At 68.0% G+C, this 20,343-nt stretch carries 14 protein-coding genes and 2 tRNA genes; 13 read left to right on the top strand and 3 right to left on the bottom strand.

Annotated elements, in window-relative coordinates; all coding sequences use genetic code 11:
- Positions 1 to 62 precede the first annotated feature (62 nt).
- Positions 63 to 1,994 (bottom strand): FAD/NAD(P)-binding domain-containing protein, encoded by a 1,932-nt coding sequence (locus DC347_RS05785; protein ID WP_109044739.1) that lies wholly within the window; start codon positions 1,992 to 1,994, stop codon positions 63 to 65.
- Positions 1,995 to 2,078: 84 nt separating this feature from the next.
- Between DC347_RS05785 and DC347_RS05790 the strand changes: the two genes are divergently transcribed.
- From DC347_RS05790 to DC347_RS05805, 4 genes are all read left to right on the top strand, one after another.
- Positions 2,079 to 4,328 carry a prolyl oligopeptidase family protein gene (locus DC347_RS05790; RefSeq protein WP_109044740.1) on the top strand — a complete coding sequence of 750 codons (2,250 nt, stop codon included), beginning with the start codon at positions 2,079 to 2,081 and terminating at the stop codon, positions 4,326 to 4,328.
- Positions 4,329 to 4,859, top strand: a complete 531-nt coding sequence (locus DC347_RS05795; protein WP_109044741.1) for a GNAT family N-acetyltransferase — start codon at positions 4,329 to 4,331, stop codon at positions 4,857 to 4,859.
- Positions 4,860 to 4,994: 135 nt separating this feature from the next.
- Positions 4,995 to 5,083: transfer RNA gene (locus DC347_RS05800), tRNA-Ser, on the top strand.
- Between the two features lie 224 nt (positions 5,084 to 5,307).
- A complete protein-coding gene (locus DC347_RS05805; RefSeq protein WP_109044742.1) occupies positions 5,308 to 6,789 on the top strand; it encodes an MFS transporter in 1,482 nt (493 codons plus the stop codon).
- On the opposite strand, the gene DC347_RS05810 is transcribed toward DC347_RS05805, so the two are convergent.
- Positions 6,713 to 8,866 (bottom strand): ATP-dependent DNA helicase RecQ, encoded by a 2,154-nt coding sequence (locus tag DC347_RS05810; protein ID WP_206073890.1) that lies wholly within the window; start codon positions 8,864 to 8,866, stop codon positions 6,713 to 6,715. The two genes, DC347_RS05805 and DC347_RS05810, sit on opposite strands and share 77 nt — an antisense overlap.
- Positions 8,867 to 9,069: 203 nt before the next feature.
- On the opposite strand from DC347_RS05810, the gene DC347_RS05815 reads away from it, so the two are divergent.
- The 4 genes from DC347_RS05815 (at position 9,070) to DC347_RS05830 (ending at position 12,754) form a co-directional block, all read left to right on the top strand.
- Entirely contained in the window at positions 9,070 to 10,488 is a 1,419-nt protein-coding gene (locus DC347_RS05815; RefSeq protein WP_109044744.1) for a phosphomannomutase/phosphoglucomutase, read from the top strand.
- A 6-nt stretch (positions 10,489 to 10,494) separates the two neighbouring features.
- The gene (locus DC347_RS05820; protein WP_109044745.1) at positions 10,495 to 10,992 is read left to right on the top strand and encodes a hypothetical protein; all 498 of its coding nucleotides are present in this window, start codon (positions 10,495 to 10,497) and stop codon (positions 10,990 to 10,992) included.
- Between the two features lie 13 nt (positions 10,993 to 11,005).
- Positions 11,006 to 11,455, top strand: coding sequence for an Rrf2 family transcriptional regulator (locus DC347_RS05825; RefSeq protein WP_109044746.1), 450 nt, complete (start codon positions 11,006 to 11,008; stop codon positions 11,453 to 11,455).
- Between the two features lie 138 nt (positions 11,456 to 11,593).
- A complete protein-coding gene (locus tag DC347_RS05830; RefSeq protein ID WP_109044747.1) occupies positions 11,594 to 12,754 on the top strand; it encodes a globin domain-containing protein in 1,161 nt (386 codons plus the stop codon).
- Positions 12,755 to 12,853: 99 nt separating this feature from the next.
- Here the strand turns inward: DC347_RS05830 and DC347_RS05835 are convergent, their stop codons facing one another.
- Positions 12,854 to 14,680, bottom strand: coding sequence for a phosphoenolpyruvate carboxykinase (GTP) (locus DC347_RS05835; RefSeq protein ID WP_018762387.1), 1,827 nt, complete (start codon positions 14,678 to 14,680; stop codon positions 12,854 to 12,856).
- A gap of 277 nt (positions 14,681 to 14,957) precedes the next feature.
- On the opposite strand from DC347_RS05835, the gene DC347_RS05840 reads away from it, so the two are divergent.
- The 5 genes from DC347_RS05840 to DC347_RS05860 all read left to right on the top strand — a co-directional run bounded on the left by DC347_RS05840 (position 14,958) and on the right by DC347_RS05860 (position 20,056).
- Positions 14,958 to 15,034 (top strand) — tRNA-Arg (locus tag DC347_RS05840).
- A gap of 76 nt (positions 15,035 to 15,110) precedes the next feature.
- Positions 15,111 to 16,565 (top strand): NAD(P)/FAD-dependent oxidoreductase, encoded by a 1,455-nt coding sequence (locus DC347_RS05845; RefSeq protein ID WP_109044748.1) that lies wholly within the window; start codon positions 15,111 to 15,113, stop codon positions 16,563 to 16,565.
- Positions 16,566 to 16,632: 67 nt separating this feature from the next.
- Complete coding sequence (locus tag DC347_RS05850; RefSeq protein ID WP_109044749.1) at positions 16,633 to 17,382, top strand: ABC transporter ATP-binding protein; 750 nt, start codon at positions 16,633 to 16,635, stop codon at positions 17,380 to 17,382.
- Positions 17,379 to 19,415: a YhgE/Pip family protein gene (locus tag DC347_RS05855; protein ID WP_109044750.1), complete on the top strand. Its 2,037-nt coding sequence runs from the start codon at positions 17,379 to 17,381 to the stop codon at positions 19,413 to 19,415. Before DC347_RS05850 ends, DC347_RS05855 begins: the two co-directional genes overlap by 4 nt.
- A complete protein-coding gene (locus DC347_RS05860; protein ID WP_018762391.1) occupies positions 19,412 to 20,056 on the top strand; it encodes a TetR/AcrR family transcriptional regulator in 645 nt (214 codons plus the stop codon). Before DC347_RS05855 ends, DC347_RS05860 begins: the two co-directional genes overlap by 4 nt.
- Positions 20,057 to 20,343: the final 287 nt, after the last annotated feature.

A 20,343-nucleotide genomic window follows, 5' to 3' on the forward strand; every position in this document is an offset into this window, starting at 1 on the left:
GTTCCCTTCCTACGGTTTGGGGGCGGAAGTGATGGCGCATCGGTGTTCAAGCCCTGGCCGGGTTATCCCCTGTTGAGGATGGCCGCCGCGATTTCGTCCGCATCGCGGAGGGTGCGCTGGCCGCTGCGGTAGGCGGGGCCGTCCTCCTGGAAAGCTTCGGCGGCGATGGCGGTGCCCCATTGTGCCGACGACAGCTGCAATCCCAGGACGAACAAGCCCTCCGTCACCGACCCGTTGGCCCCCACCGGCCGGTACGGGTGGGGCTCCACGTCCAGTCCGGTGGACTCCACCGGGGCGCCTTCGGCAGTCATCATCAGTTTGGAGCGCACCAGCCCGGCCGCCAGCAGCTGTTCCAGGACCGGGGACTCGTTGGCTGACACCCGGTTGCCGGGGGCCAGCGCTTCCACCATGGTCCGCGCCGTCGCGGGGGGCCCGGAAACCCACGGTGAGGAAGCGGCAAACCGGGCCGCCTTCCGGTCCACGCCGAATTTGGGGTCCGGCCCAACGAAGCTGACCACCCCGGCCCGGGCCAGCGCGGCGAGCTGTTCGGATCGCAATGCCGGCGGCCCGCTGGCCAGGCCTTCCACGAAGGACTCGAACCAGCCGCGCAGTCCGGCCACCCAGGATTCGTCGGTGATGCCGCCGTCGGCCACTGCCGTTTTGAGGACGGCGCGTCCATGGTGCAGGGCGCCGATGGCCATCTTGACCGGATCGTCCTCGCCGAGCGCGGAACGGCGTGCGTCGTCGAGCAGGAATTCCACCACGGCGGCGTCGTGCTCGGCCCGGGAACCAAACGAACGGCCCGCCAGCGGAGCGGCCAGTCCCAGCAGGTCCAGGCGGTGCCTGGGGCCGACGTGGACGGCAAGGACGTTGTCCACGCCGTCCTCCCATTTCACGGCGCTGTGCGCATGCGGCTGCAGGGCTTCCTCGAGCGCGGCAAGGAATGCCGGCGCGTCCGGGACCGCTCCCGGCTGCGAGCGCACCAGCGTGGAGTAGTAGGCCCACAGGGTGTCACGGTGCAGCAAGGGCCACAGGTCGTGGTCGAAGGAGGGCCGGATTCCTGCCTTGGCCAACCGCCCGATCGCGGCCTCGGTGAGGTAGCGCAGCCTGACGGAGGGGGCGTAGTAGCCGTCCAGGGCGGCCTTGGCGCGGTACGGGGTGCCGCGTCGGGAGGCCGCGATGATCAAAGGCTCCTGGCCGGAGGGTTCGTACTCGAGCCGGTTGCCGGTGGACACGAATTTTCCGCCGCGGCCTTCGGTGAGCTGTCCCATGGTGTCAAAGAAGTTCAGTCCCATGCCGCGGACCAGGACAGGTTCGCCGGCCGGGATCCGGGACCAGTCCACATCCGCGGGCGCGGCGGGCGGAAAGTATTGCAAACCCAGCCGCGCGGCCGAATCCAGGAGGTCGCGCTGTTCCGGGTTCAGGCGGGACGGGATGTGCCCCAGGGCGAGCACCACGGAGTTGGCCCTGATGCTCTCCCCGGTGGCCAGTCCGACGTCGAACATTCCGTCCCCGGTGGGGCGCGCCCACAGCGCGGACGTTTCGTGGAATTCGATGGTGACGCCGTCGGGGGCCTTGGCGAGCACGTCCGCCAGGGTGCTGCGAAGATACCGGCCGTACAGGGCACGGCTGGGGAAGTCCCGCGAACCCAGCACCGCGATTTCGGCCCGTTCGTCATCGGTGAGCGACGGCAGCGGATCCCTCTGCTGCCTCAGCCGCCATTCATCGAACGTGGTACCGGCAACCGGCGCCGGCAGCGACGGGTCCTGGGGAATCAGCGTGGGATAGAACGACTGGGTATTCATCAGGAACAGCCGGGACTGGTCCGGCTGCCAGACATGGCCTGGGCCTGCCGGATACGGGTCCACGACGTCGATTCGCAGCCGCACGGGGCGCCCCGCCGCGGCCGTGTGGGCGAGCAGCCGCTCCAGCACACTGGTGCCCCGGGGGCCGGCGCCGATGATGACGGCCCGGATGCTCTGCGATAATTCCACGCCATCCAGCGTACGGGCTCAAGGCAACCGGCGCCCCGCACGCTTGACTTGCCAGCCTCGGGGGATGTTGTTTGGATGGGGCGCATGACCACCACAGCAGCTGATCAAGCGTCCGTTCCCGGTCCTGGCCGGGACACCACCGCTACCCCGTCCCCGGGCTCCGCTCCCGAACCAGTCGACGAGAATGTCTGGCTGGAGGACATCTACGGCGAGGAGCAGCTGGCCTGGGTCAAAGAGCAGAACTCCCGCACCGAGGACCTGCTCGAGGGCGCTGACTACACGGACCTGGAAGCGGGCATCCTCGAAGTCCTGGATTCCACCGACCGGATCGCCATGGTGGGCAAGCGCGGCGACTGGTACTACAACTTCTGGAAGGACCGGCAGAACCCCAAGGGCCTCTGGCGCCGCACCACGTGGGAGAGCTACTGCACCGATTCCCCGGAGTGGGACGTCCTGCTGGACATCGATGCACTGGCCAAGGCTGAGGGCGAAGAGTGGGTGTTCCACGGCGCCACGTTCCTGCGTCCGGCCGCGGGCGAGCCCTACCGGCTGGCCCTGCTGGCCCTCTCCCCCGACGGCGGCGACGCGAACCGGTACCGCGAGTTCGACGTCGAAGCACGCGGCTTCGTGGATCCGGCGGAGGGCGGATTCGACCTCCCGACCGCCAAAGGCAACGTGTCCTGGCTGGACGCGGACACCCTGCTGGTTGCCTCCACCGCAAACGGCCTGCCCAGGACGGCGTCCTCGTACGCCCGGACCGCGGTGACCCTCAGGCGCGGCGGTTCCCTGGCCGGCGCCCCACGCCTGTTCGAGGTGCCCGAGGACCACATGATGGCCATCGTGGCGCACGATTCCACCCCTGGCTTTGAGCGCACCTTCGCGGTGGACTACATCGACTTCTTCAACCGCACCAACCTGGCGCTGCGGGGCGACGAGTGGGTGCCGATCGACGTGCCCACGGACGTCAACGTGAGCGCCCACCGCGAATGGCTGCTCTTCCGTCCGCAGCAGGACTGGACCGTGGACGGCACCACGTACCCGTCCGGGGCCCTGCTAGCGGCCGGGTTCGAGGACTACCTCGCGGGCAACCGGCAACTCACGGTCCTGTTCACGCCCGATGCCCACACCTCGCTGCAGTCCTGGAGCTGGACCCGCAACTTCCTGCTGCTCAACCTGCTCAGGGACGTTTCCTCCGAGATCCGGGTGCTGGATCCCTCCCGGCCGGCCGACGGCGGCTGGGCGGCCACGCCCCTGGACGCGTGCCCGCCGCTGCACGACGTGAACGCCTACGCCGTGGACGACGAGGACGACGAACCGGCCAACGGCGGCGCAGGCGATGACTTTTGGCTCATCGCCACGGGCTTCACCACCCCCACCACCCTCATGCGTGGCACCCTGGAGCGGAGCGCCCCGGACAGGGCGGGCGACGGAGCGCCCGGCGTGGTGAGCCGGCACGCCGCCATCAAGGCCTCGCCGTCGTTCTTCGCTGACGGCGACTATGAGGTGGAGCAGCACTTCGCCGTGTCCGACGACGGCACCCGGGTCCCGTATTTCCAGGTAGCCCCGCGCGGGCTGGCCTTGGACGGGCAGAACCCCACCCAGCTCTCCGGCTACGGCGGGTTTGAGGTCTCCCGGACGCCCGCGTACAGCGGCACGGTCGGCAGGGCCTGGCTGGAGCGGCGGACGGCTTTGTCGGACGGCAGCGACGGGAGGGCGCCGCACTCGCGCGGCGGGGTGTACGTGGTGGCGAACATCCGCGGCGGCGGCGAGTACGGGCCGGCCTGGCACCGTGCCGCACTGAAGGAAAACCGGCACAAGGCCTACCAGGACTTCGCAGCGGTGGCCCGGGACCTGATCTCACGCGGAGTGACCTCTCCGCGGCGGCTCGGTTGCGTGGGCGGCTCCAACGGCGGCCTGCTGGTGGGGAACATGCTCACCCGGTATCCGGAACTTTTCAGGGCGGTCTCCTGCGGTGTGCCGCTGCTGGACATGCGCCGCTACACCAAGCTGTCCGCCGGGCACTCCTGGATCGCCGAATACGGCGACCCGGATGTTCCCGAGCAGTGGGAGTACATCAGGACCTTTTCGCCGTACCACCTGCTCAAGGACGCGGTGGAGTACCCGGAAACCTTCATTTGGACGGCCACCTCGGACGACCGGGTGGGCCCGGTCCAGGCCCGGAAGATGGCCGCCCGGATGCTGGCAATGGGGATCCCGAACGTGTGGTTCCACGAAGCGCTGGAAGGCGGCCACGCCGGCGCCTCCGACAACCGGCAGGCTGCCGCGCTCCAGGCCCGCAGCCAGCATTTCCTCTGGAAGGCGCTGGCGGGCTGAATGGCGGCCGGGGTGGCGGTCCGCAGGGCTGTGGCCGGGGACATCGAGCAGCTGGCCCAGGTACACATCCGCTGCTGGCGGGAAACGTACCGGGGCATGTTGACTGATGCCTTCCTTGCCTCGGTGGATCCCGCCGGCCGGCTTGCCCTGTGGCGGCACCTGCTGGACCGCCCGGACCCCGCCGAGGCGTGGGTGGCCTGCGACGGCGCAACGGTGGTCGGTTTCGCCGGACGGCGGCGGCTGCCCGCCCCGGGTTCCCCCGAGGGGCACCCGCCGCCGGCTTCCGGCGACCTGGAGCTGTGGGGGTTGTATGTGCTGGCCTCGCACCAGCGCCTCGGCCTTGGCGGCCGACTGCTGACCGCTGCGCTGGGCACCCAGGCGGCGAGCCTCTGGGTGGCGGCAGCGAACAGCAACGCCATCGGTTTCTACCGCCGCTTCGGCTTTGAACCTGACGGCGCACGGGATGTCCTGGCGGACTGGGAGGACCTGCCGGAAATCCGGATGGTCCGCGCCGAGCAACGCCTCCCCTAGGACCTCCCTGCACCGGCATCCCGGGCCCGACTGCGAGGGGTGGCGCCGTTGCGGCCGTCGGGTTTGCCCGGCCGGGCACCGTTTTGCACTGCATGGCCGGATCTGCGTATCCTTGGTGGGCTAGGAATAGCAATTGGAGACGTGCCAGAGCGGCCGAATGGACTTCACTGCTAATGAAGGGTCGGGGTTAAACTCGACCGGGGGTTCAAATCCCCCCGTCTCCGCGTTTGGCCCCGGTCCCTGGACCGGGGCCTTTTGCGTTTCCGGACCCGGCACCGGGGGCGCCCCGGGCCAGTCCTAAGCCGGTTCGCGCATCCGCACCTTGAGGGGTTGAAGTCGCGAACACTCTTCTGATACGGCGGACGTTACGCCCCGCCCGTCTGGAAAACGCTGTCCGGCAGCCGGACGTGGCGAGCGGTGCCTGCGGGCGCGGTGGCAGGATTGGCCCATGGCGGCACGCAGCAACTTACCCCGGCCCGAGGGCACCCGGACGGCATGGAATCCTCGCCTGGCACTCCTGGTGGCGGCGACCTTCTTCATGGAGTTCCTGGACGGAACGGTCCTCACCACCGCCATCCCCAGCATTTCCGCGGACTTCGCCATCGCCGCCGCGGACGTGAACATCACCATGACCGCGTACCTGCTGACCGTCGCCATCGGCATCCCCCTCAGCGGCTGGCTGGCAGAACGGTTTGGTGCCCGCCGGATCTTCTGCCTGGCAATCGCCGTCTTCACCCTGGCGTCGCTCGCCTGCGCCCTCAGCCAGGACCTCACCACCCTGACCTTGAGCCGCATTGCCCAGGGGGCTGGCGGAGCCATGATGGTTCCGGTGGGCACCCTGGTGGTCCTGCGCGGCACACCGAAGTCCGAGTTGCTGCGCGCCACCGCGTTCCTGGTGTGGCCCGGGCTCCTGGCACCGGTCCTCGCGCCGCTGGTGGGCGGAGCGCTCACCACCTACCTGTCCTGGCACTGGATCTTCCTGGTCAACCTTCCGCTCGGTGCCGCCGCGTTCCTGGCTTCGCTCCGGCTGGTCCCGGTGGCGCCGGGCGATCCCGGCCGGCGCTTGGACTGGCCCGGCATGGCACTGACCACTGTCGGGGTCGGAGCGCTCGTGGCCGGCCTGGAACTTGCCAGCAGCCACCCCGAACTGCCCTGGGCCGGGATCAGCGCCGCCGCCGGGGCCGCAGCGCTCACGGGGGCCGTTTTGTGGATGCGGCGCACTCCGCATCCACTGTTCAACCTGCAAGTCTTCCGCGCCCGCACTTTCCGGGCCATGGCTACCGGCGGTTTCGTGTACCGGGTGACCATCAGCTCGGTCCCCTTCCTGTTGCCGCTGATGTTCCAGACCGGATTCGGATGGACTCCCCTGCACGCCGGAGCACTCGTGGCCGCAGTGTTCATCGGCAACATCGGCATCAAGCCGGCCACCACGCCGTTGATCCGGAAGTTTGGCTTCAAGGCGATGCTGGTGTTTGCCTCGCTGGCGTCCGCCGTCACCTTCGCCGCTTGCGCCCTGCTGACGCCTGAGACCCCGGAAGTGCTGATGTTCGCACTGCTGGTCTGCAGCGGGGCGTTCCGCTCCATCGGGTTTTCGGCTTATGCCTCCGTGCAGTACGCGGACATCCCGCCGGCACAGCTCACCTCCGCCAACACGGTGTCGGCGACCTTGGTGCAGCTTGCCACGGGATCGGGAATCGCCGTCGCAGCCCTGCTGATCCGGACCTTTGATGGGATTTCCCTCGGGCACCAGGACGCCGCCGGACCATTCCGGGCCGCGTTCCTTGCCATGGCCATCCTGATGCTGGCCAGCACCGCGGACAGCATCCTCCTGCCGCGGCACGCCGGCGCTGCCGTCAGCCGGCCTGGGCCAAAACCAGGGGAAGCACCGCTCCCGCCCCGGCCTGCCCAAGGGCGCGCCCCGCGACCGTGAGGGTCCACCGGCTGTCCACGAGGTCGTCAATCAGCATGACCGGCTGGCCCTGGACGGACTGCAGCGCGGCCCCAAGTTCCGGCCCCACCACCAGCCGGTCCCACACTCCGGCCAGACGGTACGCACTGTTCCCGCCACGGCCGCCGGTGGGACCGCCGTGCGCCAACTGCAGCTCGCCAAGGTAGGGGATGCGGCCGATATCCGAGATCCCGCGGGCCAGCGAACCCACCAGCTGCGGTTTGCTCCGGGAAGGGATGCTGACGATCGCAGCCGGCCTGCCGGCTCCGCTCCACCCCGGGTTCCGGGCATCCCCGGTGCCCCATTCGCGCAACACCTGCACGCAGGCCTGGAGCATGCCGGGATCCACCGCCCGGTCCTCCGCGCCGGAGGCGAACAGCTCCCGCAAGGCCCCGCCCCAGCCCAGGTCCGTCAGCCGCGCGAGGACCCGCCCGTCCGCAAGGCCTTCCCCGGGCTTGAGCTTGCCCTTCACCGGAACCCCCAGGCGGTCCATGCCGCTGGGCCACTGCAGGCGCGGCTCCAGGACTCCGCCCGCCCTGCTCAGGGTCTGGCCGGCGGCCGCCGTGGCCTCGGCCGCGACGTCGACGGGGAACCATTGGCCTGCGCAGTTGTCGCACCGGCCGCAGGGCCGGGCCGTCTCATCGTCCAGGACCGAGGTGATGTACTCCATCCGGCAGCCCGCGGTGTCCTGGTAGATCACCATGGAGTCCTGCTCGTCCACGCGCGCCTCGGCGATCCGGCTGTAGCGTTCGGCGTCGTAGGTCCAGGGTTGCCCGGTGGCACGCCAGCCGCCGCCCACCCGTTCCACGGCGCCGTCCACGGAAAGCACCTTCAGCAGCAGCTCAAGCGGGGTGCGCCGCAGGTCCACCCTGGCTTCCAGCGCCACCGTTGACAGGGCCGTTCCGGCCTCGGCCAGTGCGGTCAGGACGGCCCCGGCCTTCTCCTCGGACGGCATGGACGCGGTGGCGAAGTATTGCCAGATTTCGCGGTCCTCGGAGCCGGGCAGCAGCAGGACGTCTGCGTTGGCGGCGCCGCGGCCGGCACGTCCCACCTGCTGGTAATAGGCCACGGGTGACGACGGCGCGCCCAGGTGGACAACGAAGCCGAGGTCCGGTTTGTCGAAACCCATACCCAGTGCCGACGTGGCAACCAGCGCCTTGACCTCGTTGTCCTTCAGCAGTTGCTCCGCCCTTTCCCGGTCGGCCGGATCGGTCCGGCCGGTGTAGGCGAGCACGTGGTGCCCGGCCTCGGCCAGCAGCCTGGCGGTGTCCTCCGCTGCGGACACCGTCAGGGTGTAGATGATGCCGCTGCCGGGGAGGTCTGCGAGGTGCGTCAGCAGCCAGCCCAGGCGCGCTTTGGAATCAGGAAGTGACAGGACGCCGAGCCGGAGCGAATCGCGGCCCAGGGCGCCGCGGATGGTCAGGACCCCTGCCCCGAGTTGTTCCTCGATATCGTGCACCACCCGCGAATTGGCCGTGGCCGTAGTGGCGAGGACCGGCACGGAATCCGGCAGCCGCGTGATGAGGTCGGCGATGCGGCGGTAGTCGGGGCGGAAGTCGTGGCCCCAGTCGGAGATGCAGTGGGCTTCGTCGATGACCAGCAGGCCGGTCCGACGGAGAAGCTCGGGCAACTGGTTTTCACGGAAGGTGGGATTGGTTAGCCGTTCCGGGGAAACCAGGAGGACGTCCACTTCGTCGGCAGCCAACTGCTCACGGACCGTGTCCCACTCCAGCTGGTTGGCGGAGTTGATGGCCACGGCGCGTACCCCGGCCCTCGCAGCGGCGGCCACCTGGTCGCGCATGAGGGCGAGCAAGGGCGAGACGATCAGCGTGGGCCCGGCGCCCCGGCGCCGCAGCAGCAGGGAAGCCACGAAGTACACCGCAGATTTGCCCCAGCCGGTGCGCTGGACCACCAAAGCCCGCCGCCCGGCGTCGACCAATGCCTCAATGGCTTCAAACTGCCCGTCGTGGAACACCGCATCGGGATGCCCCACCAGGCCGCGAAGGACCTCGAGGGCTTGAGCGTGGGTGGCGGTGCCCGGCGTCCCGGGACCTTCCATGTCTGCAACGGCGGTAGTGGCAAGGGTGGACGTGTACTGGTTATCGGCCATTGATTCAGTATCCCAGCACCCCCTGACACCGGTCACAGGCCGGGACTGCTATGTGGAAAGCTGCGGCCGGTGCACCCGAATGCGCGCAGCTGTTACGAAAGTGCGCCCGGAACCAGCTTGGCTGCGTCCGCCGCCCACGTAAGATAAAGCCCGTGACTAGCGAACAGACAACGACATTTGATCTCTCGGCATCCTTCAAGGCCTACGACGTCCGAGGGATTGTGGGCGAATCGATCACCGCCGAAATCGTCGAAGCCGTGGGGGCCGCGTTCGTGGATGTCCTCAAGCTCGAAGGCCAGACCATCGTGGTGGGCGGTGACATGCGCCCCTCCTCCCCCGAGTTCACCAAGGCCTTCGCCAACGGAGCCGCAACCAGGGGCGCCAACGTAGAGCTGCTGGACCTGATTTCCACCGATGAGCTGTACTTCGCCTGCGGTTTCCTCAACCGCGCCGGCGCAACCTTCACCGCCAGCCACAATCCCGCCGCCTACAACGGCATCAAGATGTCCAAGGCCGGTGCCGTCCCGATTTCCTCCGAAACCGGCCTCAAGGAGATCCAGGCCCTCGCGGAGCAGTACCTCAACACCGGGTCCATCCCCGCCGCCGGCACCCGCGGAAGCATCAGCGTCCGCGACGTCCTCAAGGACTACTCCGAGTACCTGCGCAAGCTGGTTGACCTCTCGGCCTCCCGCCCGCTGAAGGTGGTGGTGGACGCCGGCAACGGCATGGCAGGCCTGACCACTCCCGCCGTGCTGGGCGACGCGTTGCTGCACAAACTCCCGTTCGACATTGTTCCGCTCTACTTTGAACTGGATGGATCCTTCCCCAACCACCCCGCCAACCCCCTGGAGCCGGAGAACCTCCGCGACCTCCAGGCGGCGGTCATCAAGCACGGTGCGGACATCGGCCTGGCCTTCGACGGCGACGCAGACCGCTGCTTCGTCATCGACGAGAAGGGCGAGCCCGTGTCCCCGTCCGCCATCACCGGGATGGTGGCGCGCCGCGAGATCGCCCGCGCCAAGGCGCAGGGCGAGGAAAAGCCCACGATCATCCACAACCTCCTGACCTCCCGTGCCGTCGCCGAGCTGGTGGAGCACGACGGCGGGCGTGCTGTCCGGACCCGCGTGGGCCACTCGTTCATCAAGGCGGTCATGGCCGAGGAAGGCGCCGTGTTCGGCGGCGAACACTCCGCGCACTTCTACTTCCGCGATTTCTGGAACGCGGACACCGGCATGCTGGCAGCCATGCATGTCCTGGCAGCACTGGGCGAGCAGGACGGCCCGCTGTCCGACCTGGCACGCGAATACGAGCCCTACGTCAGCTCCGGCGAGATCAACTCCGAGGTGGAGGACAAGCCGGCGGCGGTGGAGCGGGTACGCCAGGCTTTCGCGGACGAGGACCTCACCATCGACACCCTGGACGGCAGCACGTTCACGGCCAACGACGGCAGCTACTGGTTCAACCTCCGCCCCTCCAACACCGAACCGTTCCTGCGGCTCAATGCCGAGGCGACGGACCGAGCCACCATGGAGCGCGTCCGCGACCGCGTCCTCTCGCTGGTACGGGCCTAGCAGCGGATGGCAGACCACACCGGGCAGGCAACGGAGGGCCCCGGCGGCCAGGAGAGCTGGCGCGATTCTGTTCCGGAAGCCACGGCAACCGACCTGGAGAACCTCCTGGGCACGGGTGTGAGCGCGGCCCAGGAGCAGCTCCAGCGCAACGGCGGCTTCCTGCCCTTCGCGCTCACGGTCCAAAACGACGGCGAGGTGCGGCTGGTTGCCGTCTCCCCGGCGGAAGCCGGGGAGGACACGGACGGGGATTTCGACGCCGAGGCCATGATCCAGGACCTCCAGGCGCTCCTGCGGCAGAACCGGGACGACTTCCGCGCCGCCGCCGTCGTGTGCGACATCCTGCTGGTGGAGGAGGATTCCGACGCCATCCACGTGGCCGCGGAGCACCGGGACGGTTCCCTGTTTGCCGCTGTGCTGCCTTATGCCGCCAACCCCAGCACCCAGTCCTGGGATTTTGGCGAGCTGGGCGCGGACGCCAGCGAGCCCGCCATCTGGGTGGACTAGACCAGCGGCAGCCGTGAAGATCAACGCCTTCGCCGACGTCAGCCTGCGGGCACTCATGGTGCTCGCAGCGGTCCCGGACGGCACCCTGCTGACCACCCAGAGCATCGCGGACTCGGTGGGGACGCCCTACAACCACGTCAGCAAGGCGATGGCCAAGCTGCGGAGCCTGGGGCTGATCGAGGTTGTCCGGGGCCGCTCCGGCGGGTCCCAGCTCAGCCATGCCGGGCGCACCGCCAGCGTGGGGCAGATCCTGCGGCAGCTCGATTCCCGGCTGGATCCGGCCGATTGCGTATCGCCGGCCGGAAATTGTCCACTGATCACCGAATGCCGGCTCCGGAGCGCCCTGGCCCGCGCACGCGAAGCCTTCTACGCTGAGCTCGACTCCGTGGTGATCGCGGATCTTCCCCAAGCCCGCCAGATGGCGCCCGTATTCCAGGTGATCGGCCTCCGCCCGGGCTTGTAGCCCAACGTATCCGGGCATTACCTGCCAGTTTGATTTCCAACTTCTACACAGTGTAGAACTGAGGCCGAATACTTGTATTTGAAATACAAGTTTCCATCCGGCCGGACGAAGGCCCCGGCCATAACCTCAGGAGTTCAGATGCTCTCGGACAAGTCCCGCCCCGTCATTGAGGCCACCCTGCCGCTGGTCGGCTCCAGGATCGGATCCATCACCCCGAACTTTTACGCCCGCCTGTTCGCGGCGCACCCCGAACTGATGGATGGCCTGTTCAGCCGCTCCAACCAGCGCTCCGGGAACCAGCAGCAGGCCCTCGCCGGGAGCATCGCAGCCTTCGCCACCCACTTGGTCAACAATCCGGGCACCCTGCCGGAGACGGTCCTTTCCCGCATCGCGCACCGGCACGCCTCCCTGGGCATCACCGAACCGCAGTACCAGGTGGTCTACGAGCACCTGTTCGCCGCCATCGCCGAAGACCTCGCCGAGGTGATCACTCCTGAAATCGCGGAGGCCTGGACCGAGGTGTACTGGCTGATGGCGCACGCCCTGATCAAGCTCGAAAAGGGCCTCTACGCCGCGCAGGCCAACGACAAAATGTGGACGCCCTGGCGGGTGGCAGCCAAGGCACCGGCAGGAACCGGGTCCATGACCTTCACCCTGGAGCCGGCCGACGACACCCCCGTCACCCCCGCCTTGCCCGGCCAGTACATCAGCGTCAAGGTGGCGCTCCCCGACGGACTGCGGCAGGTGCGGCAGTACTCGCTTTCCGGCGATGCCGGCACCAGCCGCATCTTCACCACCAAACTCGACGACGGCGGCGAGGTCTCCCCCGTGCTGCACCACACCGTCCAGGTGGGCGACGTCGTCGAGATTTCCAACCCTTACGGTGAGATCACGCTCAAGGACGGCGACGGCCCGGTGGTCCTGGCCTCCGCAGGCATCGGCTGCACCCCCACCGCGTCCATCCTGCGGTCGCTGGCCGAATCCGGCTCTGACCGGCAGGTGCTGGTGCTGCACGCGGAAAGCACCCTGGACAGCTGGGCCCTGCGCAGCCAGATGACCAGCGACGTCGAGCGCCTGGACGGCGCGGAACTGCAACTCTGGCTGGAGCAGCCGGTGGACGGCACCAGCCAGGGCTTCATGTCCCTGCGCGAAGTGGACCTCCCGGCCGGTGCGTCCCTCTACCTCTGCGGCCCGCTGCCGTTCATGAAGAACATCCGCAACGAAGCCATCAACGCGGGCATTCCCGCCACCAGGATCCACTATGAGGTCTTCGGCCCGGACATCTGGCTCGCGAGCTGAATCCACCCCACGGCCCGCTCCCGGACCCACAGTACGACGACGGCCCCGCACCTTTGGGGAAAAGGTGCGGGGCCGTCGTCGTACTGATAAGGGGGCAGCTCAGCCCAGGCGGGCCTTCAGGCCTGCCAGTTCGGACTGCAGGGCTTCGGGCAGCGAGCCCCCGAAGTTGGCGAACCAGTCTTCAATGGAGGCCAGCTCGGTAGCCCACTCGGCGGGATCGACCTTGACGGCCTCCTCAACCTGCGCAGCTGTCATGTCCAGGCCTTCGAGGTCGATGGCCTCGCCGGTGGGAACGTAGCCGATGGGGGTTTCGACGGCGTCCGCCGTGCCTTCGAGGCGCTCGATGGCCCACTTGAGGACGCGGGCGTTGTCACCGAAGCCGGGCCAGGCGAAGCCGCCTTCGGAGTTCCGGCGGAACCAGTTGACCAGGAAGATCTTGGGCAGGCGCTCCGGGTTTGCCTTGGCGGACAGGTTTACCCAGTGGTTCAGGTAGTCGCCTGCGTCGTAGCCGATGAAGGGCAGCATGGCCATGGGGTCGCGCCGGACCACGCCGACCGCGCCGGCGGCGGCAGCGGTGGTTTCGGAGGACAGGGTGGAGCCCATGAAGATGCCGTTGGACCAGCTGCGGGCCTCGGTGACCAGGGGAATGGTGGTCTTCCGGCGGCCGCCGAACAGGATGGCAGAGAGCTCCACGCCGTCCGGGCTGAAGTACTCTTCGGCCAACATGTCGATCTGGTCGATCGGGGTGCAGAAGCGTGAGTTCGGGTGGGCCGCGGGCTTGTCCGAATCCGGCGTCCAGGAGTTGCCCTGCCAGTCGGTAAGGTGCGCGGGCACCTCGTCCGTCATGCCCTCCCACCACACGCCGCCGTCGTCGGTCAGCGCCACGTTCGTGAAGATGCTGCTGCCCTTGGCGATGGCCCGCATGGCGTTGGGGTTGGTGCCCCAGCCGGTACCGGGTGCCACGCCGAACAGGCCGGCCTCGGGGTTGACGGCCCGCAGCTCGCCTTCCTTGCCGAACCGCATCCAGGTGATGTCGTCACCGAGGGTTTCAACCTTCCAGCCCTTGATGGTGGGATCCAGCAGGGCGAGGTTGGTCTTGCCGCAGGCGGAGGGGAAGGCCGCGGAAATGTAGTACGTCTTCTGCTCGGGGGAGGTCAGCTTGAGGATGAGCATGTGCTCTGCCAGCCAGCCTTCGTCGCGGGCCATGACGGAGGCGATGCGCAGGGCGTAGCACTTCTTGCCCAGCAGCGCGTTTCCACCGTAGCCGGAGCCAAAGGACCAAATGGAGCGCTCTTCGGGGAAGTGGACGATCCACTTGTCCGGGTTGCACGGCCACGGGACGTCATCCTGGCCCGGTGCCAGCGGCGCGCCCAGGGAATGCAGGGCCGGGACGAAAAAGGCGTTGGTCTCGGTGATCCGGTTCAGGACATCCGTGCCAATGCGGGCCATGATGCGCATGGAGGCAACAACGTAGGCGCTGTCAGTGATTTCCACGCCAAACTTGGGGTCCTCGGCATCCAGGTGGCCCATGACGAACGGGATGACGTACATGGTGCGGCCGCGCATGGAACCGGCGAAGAGCCCGCGCAGCTTGTCCTTCATCTCGCGCGGGTCCATCCAGTTGTTGGTGAAGCCGGCGTCACGCCTGTTTTCCGAGCAGATGAAGGTCTGCTCCTCGACGCGGGCAACGTCGGCGGGATCCGAGAACGCGGCGAAGGAATTGGGGAACAGGTCCTGGTTGAGGCGCGTGAGCGTTCCGGCAGCAACGAGTTCGTCGGTCAGGCGGGTGTTTTCCTCTTCGGACCCGTCAACCCAGTAGATGCGGTCCGGCTGCGTAAGCTCAGCAACCTCTTCGACCCATGCCAGCAAGCCGGCATGTGTGGTGGGTGCTTTCTCAAGCAGCGGCTTCTGCGCCAGATCGCCCATTGCAGTTCCCTTCCTCGGGTTCATCGGTGTGAGCTAAATGCTATGGTCCGGACCACTGGAGTTTTTTGGGAGCTTGACTGACATCTCCGGTCACGAAAAGTGAATTCCGCGGAAATCCAAGGAATTTTTGCCGCAGAATCGCGGATTAAGTGACAAAGGTCACCTATACCGGTCTAGTTGCCGAGATTACAAGGGTTTCGATTTGGCACTACGGCCCCGCCTCGCGTAAAGTAATTCGAGGTTCGGGGAGAGCGGTTCTTCTCCCGGGACACGGAATGCGCCCATAGCTCAGCTGGATAGAGCGTCTGTCTACGGAACAGAAGGTCAGGGGTTCGAATCCCTTTGGGCGCACCAACAAGGTCCGCACCGGCTCGCCGGTGCGGACCTTTTTTGTACCCTCAAGGCGCCGCGTCCCGGCTAGGCTGTGCACATGATGCCCGAGGCCGCTGAGCGCGAATTTGATGTTGTTGTTATCGGCGCAGGCGCCGTAGGGGAAAACGTGGCGGGCCGCGTGGTCCAGGCGGGCCTGAGCGCCGTCATGGTGGAAGCGGAACTTGTTGGCGGTGAATGCTCCTACTGGGCATGCATGCCATCTAAGGCACTGCTCCGGCCCGGCACCGCCCTGCATGGGGCGCAGACCACCCCCGGCGCCAAGGAAGCCGTCACCCGAACCCTGGACGCCGCAGCCGTCCTGGCCCGCCGCAATTACTTCACATCCAACTGGCAGGACGACAGCCAAGTCAGCTGGGCGGAGGACACCGGCATCGAGCTGGTGCGCGGCCACGGCTGGCTGACCGGGCCCAAGGCGGTTGAAGTGGCGGGCCTGGATGGGGCGCAACACCTGCTGCGGGCCAGGCACGCGGTGGTCCTGGCCACCGGGTCCACCCCCAACAACCCTCCCATCGAGGGGCTGGAGGACGTGCAGGTCTGGGGCACCCGGGAAGCGACCTCCGCGGCTGAGATCCCCGAACGCCTCACGGTCCTGGGCGGCGGAGTCGCCGGCACGGAGCTCGCTCAGGCCTTCGCCCGCCTGGGCTCGAGCGTTACCCTGGTGGCGCGCAGCGGCCTGCTGGGCACCTTTCCGGAGGAAGCGGCGGCGCTGGTTGCGGCGGGATTGCGGGCAGACGGCGTGACCCTCCGGCTGCATACGGCCACCGAACGGATCAGCGCAAACGAGGACGGCACCCTCACCGTCAGCCTGGGCGACGGAACCACCGTCACGGCAGAAAAGGTCCTGGTCTCCACCGGCCGGCACCCGGCGCTGGAAGGCCTCGGCCTGGAAAGTGTCGGCTTCGAGCCCGGAGAATCGGGCCACCTGAGCCTGTCCACGGACACCACCGGCCTCGTGGAAGGGACCCCCGGCGACGACGACTGGCTGTACGCCGTAGGGGACGCCGCCGGGAAGAACCTCTTCACCCACCAGGGCAAATACGAGGCCCGCGCCACCGGTGACGCCATCGCCGCCCGGGCCAAGGGCGGGCTCAAGGGAGCCCCGGGCGACTGGACCAGCTGCGCCCAGACGGCCAACCAGCACGCCGTACCCAGCGTCGTCTTCACGGATCCGGAACTGGCCAGCGTGGGGCGCACGCTGGAAACTGCCAGGAAAGACGGCTACAACGCCTCGTCCGTGGAGCTGCCCATCCAGGTGGCTGGTTCCTCCCTGCACTCCGAGAACTACGAGGGGTGGGCGCAGCTGGTGGTTGACGAAGACCGCAAAGTCCTCCTGGGCGCCACCTTCGCCGGGCCCGATGTGGCCGAGCTACTCCACGCCGCCACCATCGCGGTAGTGGGCGAAGTTCCGCTGGACCGGCTATGGCACGCAGTCCCTTCCTACCCGACCATCAGTGAGGTCTGGCTGCGGCTGCTGGAGAAGTATGGCCTGTGAGTCTTATTTGAACTGACCGGTCAGTTTGGTTAGTCTTGATGCAGACTTCTTCTGCGAAAGGCAAGCCTTGCTCTCAGCACACCAGCTCCAGGCCAAAGGACGCCGGGACCCGCTGCTTCCTCCCACGTCCCTGACGGTTGCGCGTGGCGAGCTGCTGCTCGTTGCCGGCGACCGGCAGGACCAGCGCACCGCGCTGGCACTCCTGCTCAGCGGCAGGATGAAGGCCACCGGCGGCGGGCAGCTCAGCTGGGACGGCAACTCCCGGACCAAGCAGCTCCGCCTCGCCGCGGCTCTGGTGGACTCCCCCGGCGTCAATGAGCCGGAAGAACACCTCAGCGTCCGTGACCTGGTCACCGAGGACTTGGCCCTGATCCCCCGCCGCTACCGTGGCGCCCTGCTCAGCCGGCCTTGGCTCAAGGTCAACCGGTTCGAAGACATCGCGGACCTGTGGACCGAACAGCTCGAGCCGCGGCGGCGGCTTGAGCTGCTCACGGCGCTGGCCCTCGCCAACCCGGGCACCGACCTGCTGGTGGTCGACTCCCCTGACCGGCACAGCGCGGATGACCTCACCTGGCTGCCGCGCCTCCAGGCGTTGGCATACGACGCCGGGCGCCCCCTCGCCGTCGTAGCGGCCGTCAGTGCCGTCCCCGCCTCGTGGGACGGACCGGTCGCCCACATCGGCAACGAGGCACCCGAACCCGCGCCGGAACGGATACCCGAAACCGAACCCGATGCCCCGGCCGGCAAGCACTCAGCGGAGTCCGCGCCTGACCGGGAAAACCAGGAAACCGAACTCGAAACCGAGGTTGCCAAGTGACTGTCCTGCGGCTGGCCCGCTCCGAACTCAAGCGCATGACCGGCGGTCTGCTGCCCAAGCTGACCATCCTGGCGCTGACCATGGTCCCGCTGCTCTACGGTGCGGTGTACCTGTACGCGAACTGGGATCCTTACGGGCACCTCAACAGCCTCGACGCCGCACTGGTGGTCGAGGACTCCGGCGCCACCGCTGCCGACGGCACCCGGCTGGAGGCCGGAACCAAAGTGGCGGACAGCCTGGTGGAGGGCAACGTGTTCCACTGGGTTCCGGTGTCCAGCTCAACGGAGGCCGACGCCGGAGTCAGCAGCGGCCAGTACGCCTTCGCCCTGAAGATCCCCAAGGATTTCTCGGCAAACCTGGTCTCACCGGGCAGCTTTGATTCCGCGAGCCAGGCCATGCTGAACGTCACCACGAACGATGCCAACAACTACCTGTTGAGCACCATCGTGGACAAACTGACCACGGCCGTCCACACCACGGTGGCCAAGGAGGTTGGGGAGGAGACCGCCAACCAGCTGCTCACCGGCTTCGGCACCATCCACAGCAAGATGGTCCAGGCCGCGGACGGCGCCGCCCAGTTGGCCGACGGAGTGGCCACCCTCAGGGACGGAACGGTCACCCTCCACGAGGGCACCACCGCCTTGAGCAGCGGCGCCGACCAGTTGTACGCCGGCCAGCTGAAGCTGCGGGACGGCGCCAACCAGCTGACCGACGGCGCGGGGCAGCTCAGCAACGGATTGTCCACGCTGAAGGACAAGACCGCCACGCTGCCCTCCGATACCCAAACGCTTGCCTCCGGCGCGGCCCAGGTGGCTGCCGGGAACGCCCAGCTGAACACCAAGGTCCAGGATGTGGCGTCCCAGCTCGAGGCAGCCGACCAGGGGCTGCGCGGCCGGGTGGTGGAGTCCAACGGCAGGCTGGTCGCCTCGGGTGTCCTGACCCAGGAACAGGCTGACAAGGTGCTGGCTGATTTCGATGCCGCCGCAGCGTCCAGTCCTGTGGCAGCAGCCAAGGCCAAGATCCAGACGGACGCCGAACAGGTCCAGCAGCTGGCCGACGGCTCCCAGGCGGTCAGCGTCGGCGCAGCCCAGCTGGCTGCCGGGATGCCGGCCCTGAAGGACGCCATCGGGCAGGCTTCGGCCGGGGCGAACCAGCTGCACACAGGGGCCGCAGCGCTGGCAACCGGTGAGCAGTCCGCCGTCGACGGCGCCTCCGGCCTTGCGGACGGGGCGCGGAAAGTGGACGCCGGCGCGGCCCAGCTCGCCGATGGTGCGGGCCAGGCCGCCACCGGCTCCCGTACCCTGGCCGACGAGATCGGAAAGGGTGCCGGCCAGGTTCCCAACCCGGACGACACACAAAAGAGCAACCTCTCCCAGGTGATGGCCGATCCTGTGGCGGTCAGCAATGTCTCGCAGGCCAAGGCCGGTTCCTACGGCGCAGGGCTGGCACCGTTCTTCCTCACGCTCGCCCTGTGGATCGGGATCTTCATGCTGATCCAGGCGATGCGGCCCATCACCCAGCGGGCCCTGGCCTCGAACGCGCCCTCGTGGAAGATCGCGCTGGGCGGCTGGCTGCCGTTCCTGCTGGTCTCGGTGGTGCAGGCGTCCCTGCTGACCCTGGTGGTGGATGTGGCGCTGGGGTTGAACCCGGCGCACCCGGTCCTGATGTGGCTGTTCCTGCTGGCCGCGGCGATGGCGTTCAGCGCCCTCATCCAGGGGATCGTGGCCTTGTTGGGCTCCCCGGGCAAGCTCGTGGTGCTGATCCTGCTGGTCCTGCAGCTGGTGTCCTCCGGCGGCACGTTCCCGTGGCAGACCACCCCGGAGCCGCTGCATGCTGTGCACCAGGTCCTTCCCATGGGCTACGTGGTGACCGGGATGCGGCACCTGATCTACGGCGCGGACCTGTCCATGATTGTTCCCACCCTGGTTGGCCTGCTCGGGTACACGGTACTGGGCGCCGCCCTGTCCACCCTGGCGGTGCGCAAGAACAAGTACTGGACACTCAAGACGCTGAAACCGGAGATTGCCGTATGACCACCGAACCCCAGGCCGGGGCAAAAGCGCTCCGGCCTGCCCGGACCAACGCCACCCGCCAGAAACTCTTCGACGCCTCCATGGAGCTCATCGGCGAACGCGGGGCGGCCAACGTCACGGTGGACGAGATCGCCGCGGCGGCAGGAGTGTCCAAGGGCACGGTCTATTACAACTTCGGCAGCAAATCCGAGCTGATCGCCCAGTTGCTGCGGCACGGGGTGGACATCCTCAAGGCACGCCTGCTTGAGGCCGCTGACGGCGGCAGCGGCCGGGACCCGCTGCTGGCCATGGAAGCGATGATTGGCCAGGCCATGGACTTCATGGCCGAATACCCTTCCTTCGCCCGCCTGTGGGTCAGCGAGAACTGGCGGATCCCCAGTGAATGGCAGGGCACCTTTGCGGTCCTGCGCGGGGAGCTCCTCGAGGTCATCGGCCAGGCCGTGGAAAGCGTGGCCGCGGCGTATCCGGTGGATGGCTCGGTGTCCCGGGGCAGCCTGGAGACAGCCATCTTCGGCGCCTGCTTCGTGGTGGGCCTGGACCGGCAGACCTACAATCCTGAGCGCACCCGTGACCAAAGTGTTGCAGCAATCATGGCCATCATGCGCGGCTACGTCCTGGGGGAGGCCGCTCCTCGGGGATGATGGAGCACATGCGCCATACCGGAAAGAGCGGAAAATTTGCGGTGATCTGCGGCGTCGTCGCCGCCGGGCTCCTGGTGCTCACGGGGATGACCCTTGCGGAGCCGGTGTTCGTCGCGTTCCTTGGCGTGCTGGCGCTGGCGTACCTGGCTGCGGTGGCCGAAATCGTGGTCCGCCGCCGGCGCTTCGCCCTGCTCGCCGCGGGGACCGGAACTGCCCTTGCCCTCGGCTATTCCCTGGCGTTCCTCAGCACCTGGACGCTGGCGTACGACGACCAGTCCTCCTTCCTG

Origin of the sequence: Pseudarthrobacter sp. AG30, assembly GCF_003116525.1 — a bacterium.
GTDB lineage: Bacteria > Actinomycetota > Actinomycetes > Actinomycetales > Micrococcaceae > Arthrobacter.

What these genes read in the sequence shown, in the direction of transcription:
- DC347_RS05790 (WP_109044740.1), top strand. Translation starts at nt 2,079, where the DNA reads ATGACCACCACAGCAGCTGATCAAGCGTCCGTTCCCGGTCCTGGCCGG.
- DC347_RS05830 (WP_109044747.1), top strand. Translation starts at nt 11,594, where the DNA reads ATGCTCTCGGACAAGTCCCGCCCCGTCATTGAGGCCACCCTGCCGCTG.
- DC347_RS05795 (WP_109044741.1), top strand. Translation starts at nt 4,329, where the DNA reads ATGGCGGCCGGGGTGGCGGTCCGCAGGGCTGTGGCCGGGGACATCGAG.
- DC347_RS05835 (WP_018762387.1), bottom strand. Translation starts at nt 14,680, where the DNA reads ATGGGCGATCTGGCGCAGAAGCCGCTGCTTGAGAAAGCACCCACCACA.
- DC347_RS05805 (WP_109044742.1), top strand. Translation starts at nt 5,308, where the DNA reads ATGGCGGCACGCAGCAACTTACCCCGGCCCGAGGGCACCCGGACGGCA.
- DC347_RS05820 (WP_109044745.1), top strand. Translation starts at nt 10,495, where the DNA reads ATGGCAGACCACACCGGGCAGGCAACGGAGGGCCCCGGCGGCCAGGAG.
- DC347_RS05845 (WP_109044748.1), top strand. Translation starts at nt 15,111, where the DNA reads ATGATGCCCGAGGCCGCTGAGCGCGAATTTGATGTTGTTGTTATCGGC.
- DC347_RS05860 (WP_018762391.1), top strand. Translation starts at nt 19,412, where the DNA reads ATGACCACCGAACCCCAGGCCGGGGCAAAAGCGCTCCGGCCTGCCCGG.
- DC347_RS05810 (WP_206073890.1), bottom strand. Translation starts at nt 8,866, where the DNA reads ATGGAAGGTCCCGGGACGCCGGGCACCGCCACCCACGCTCAAGCCCTC.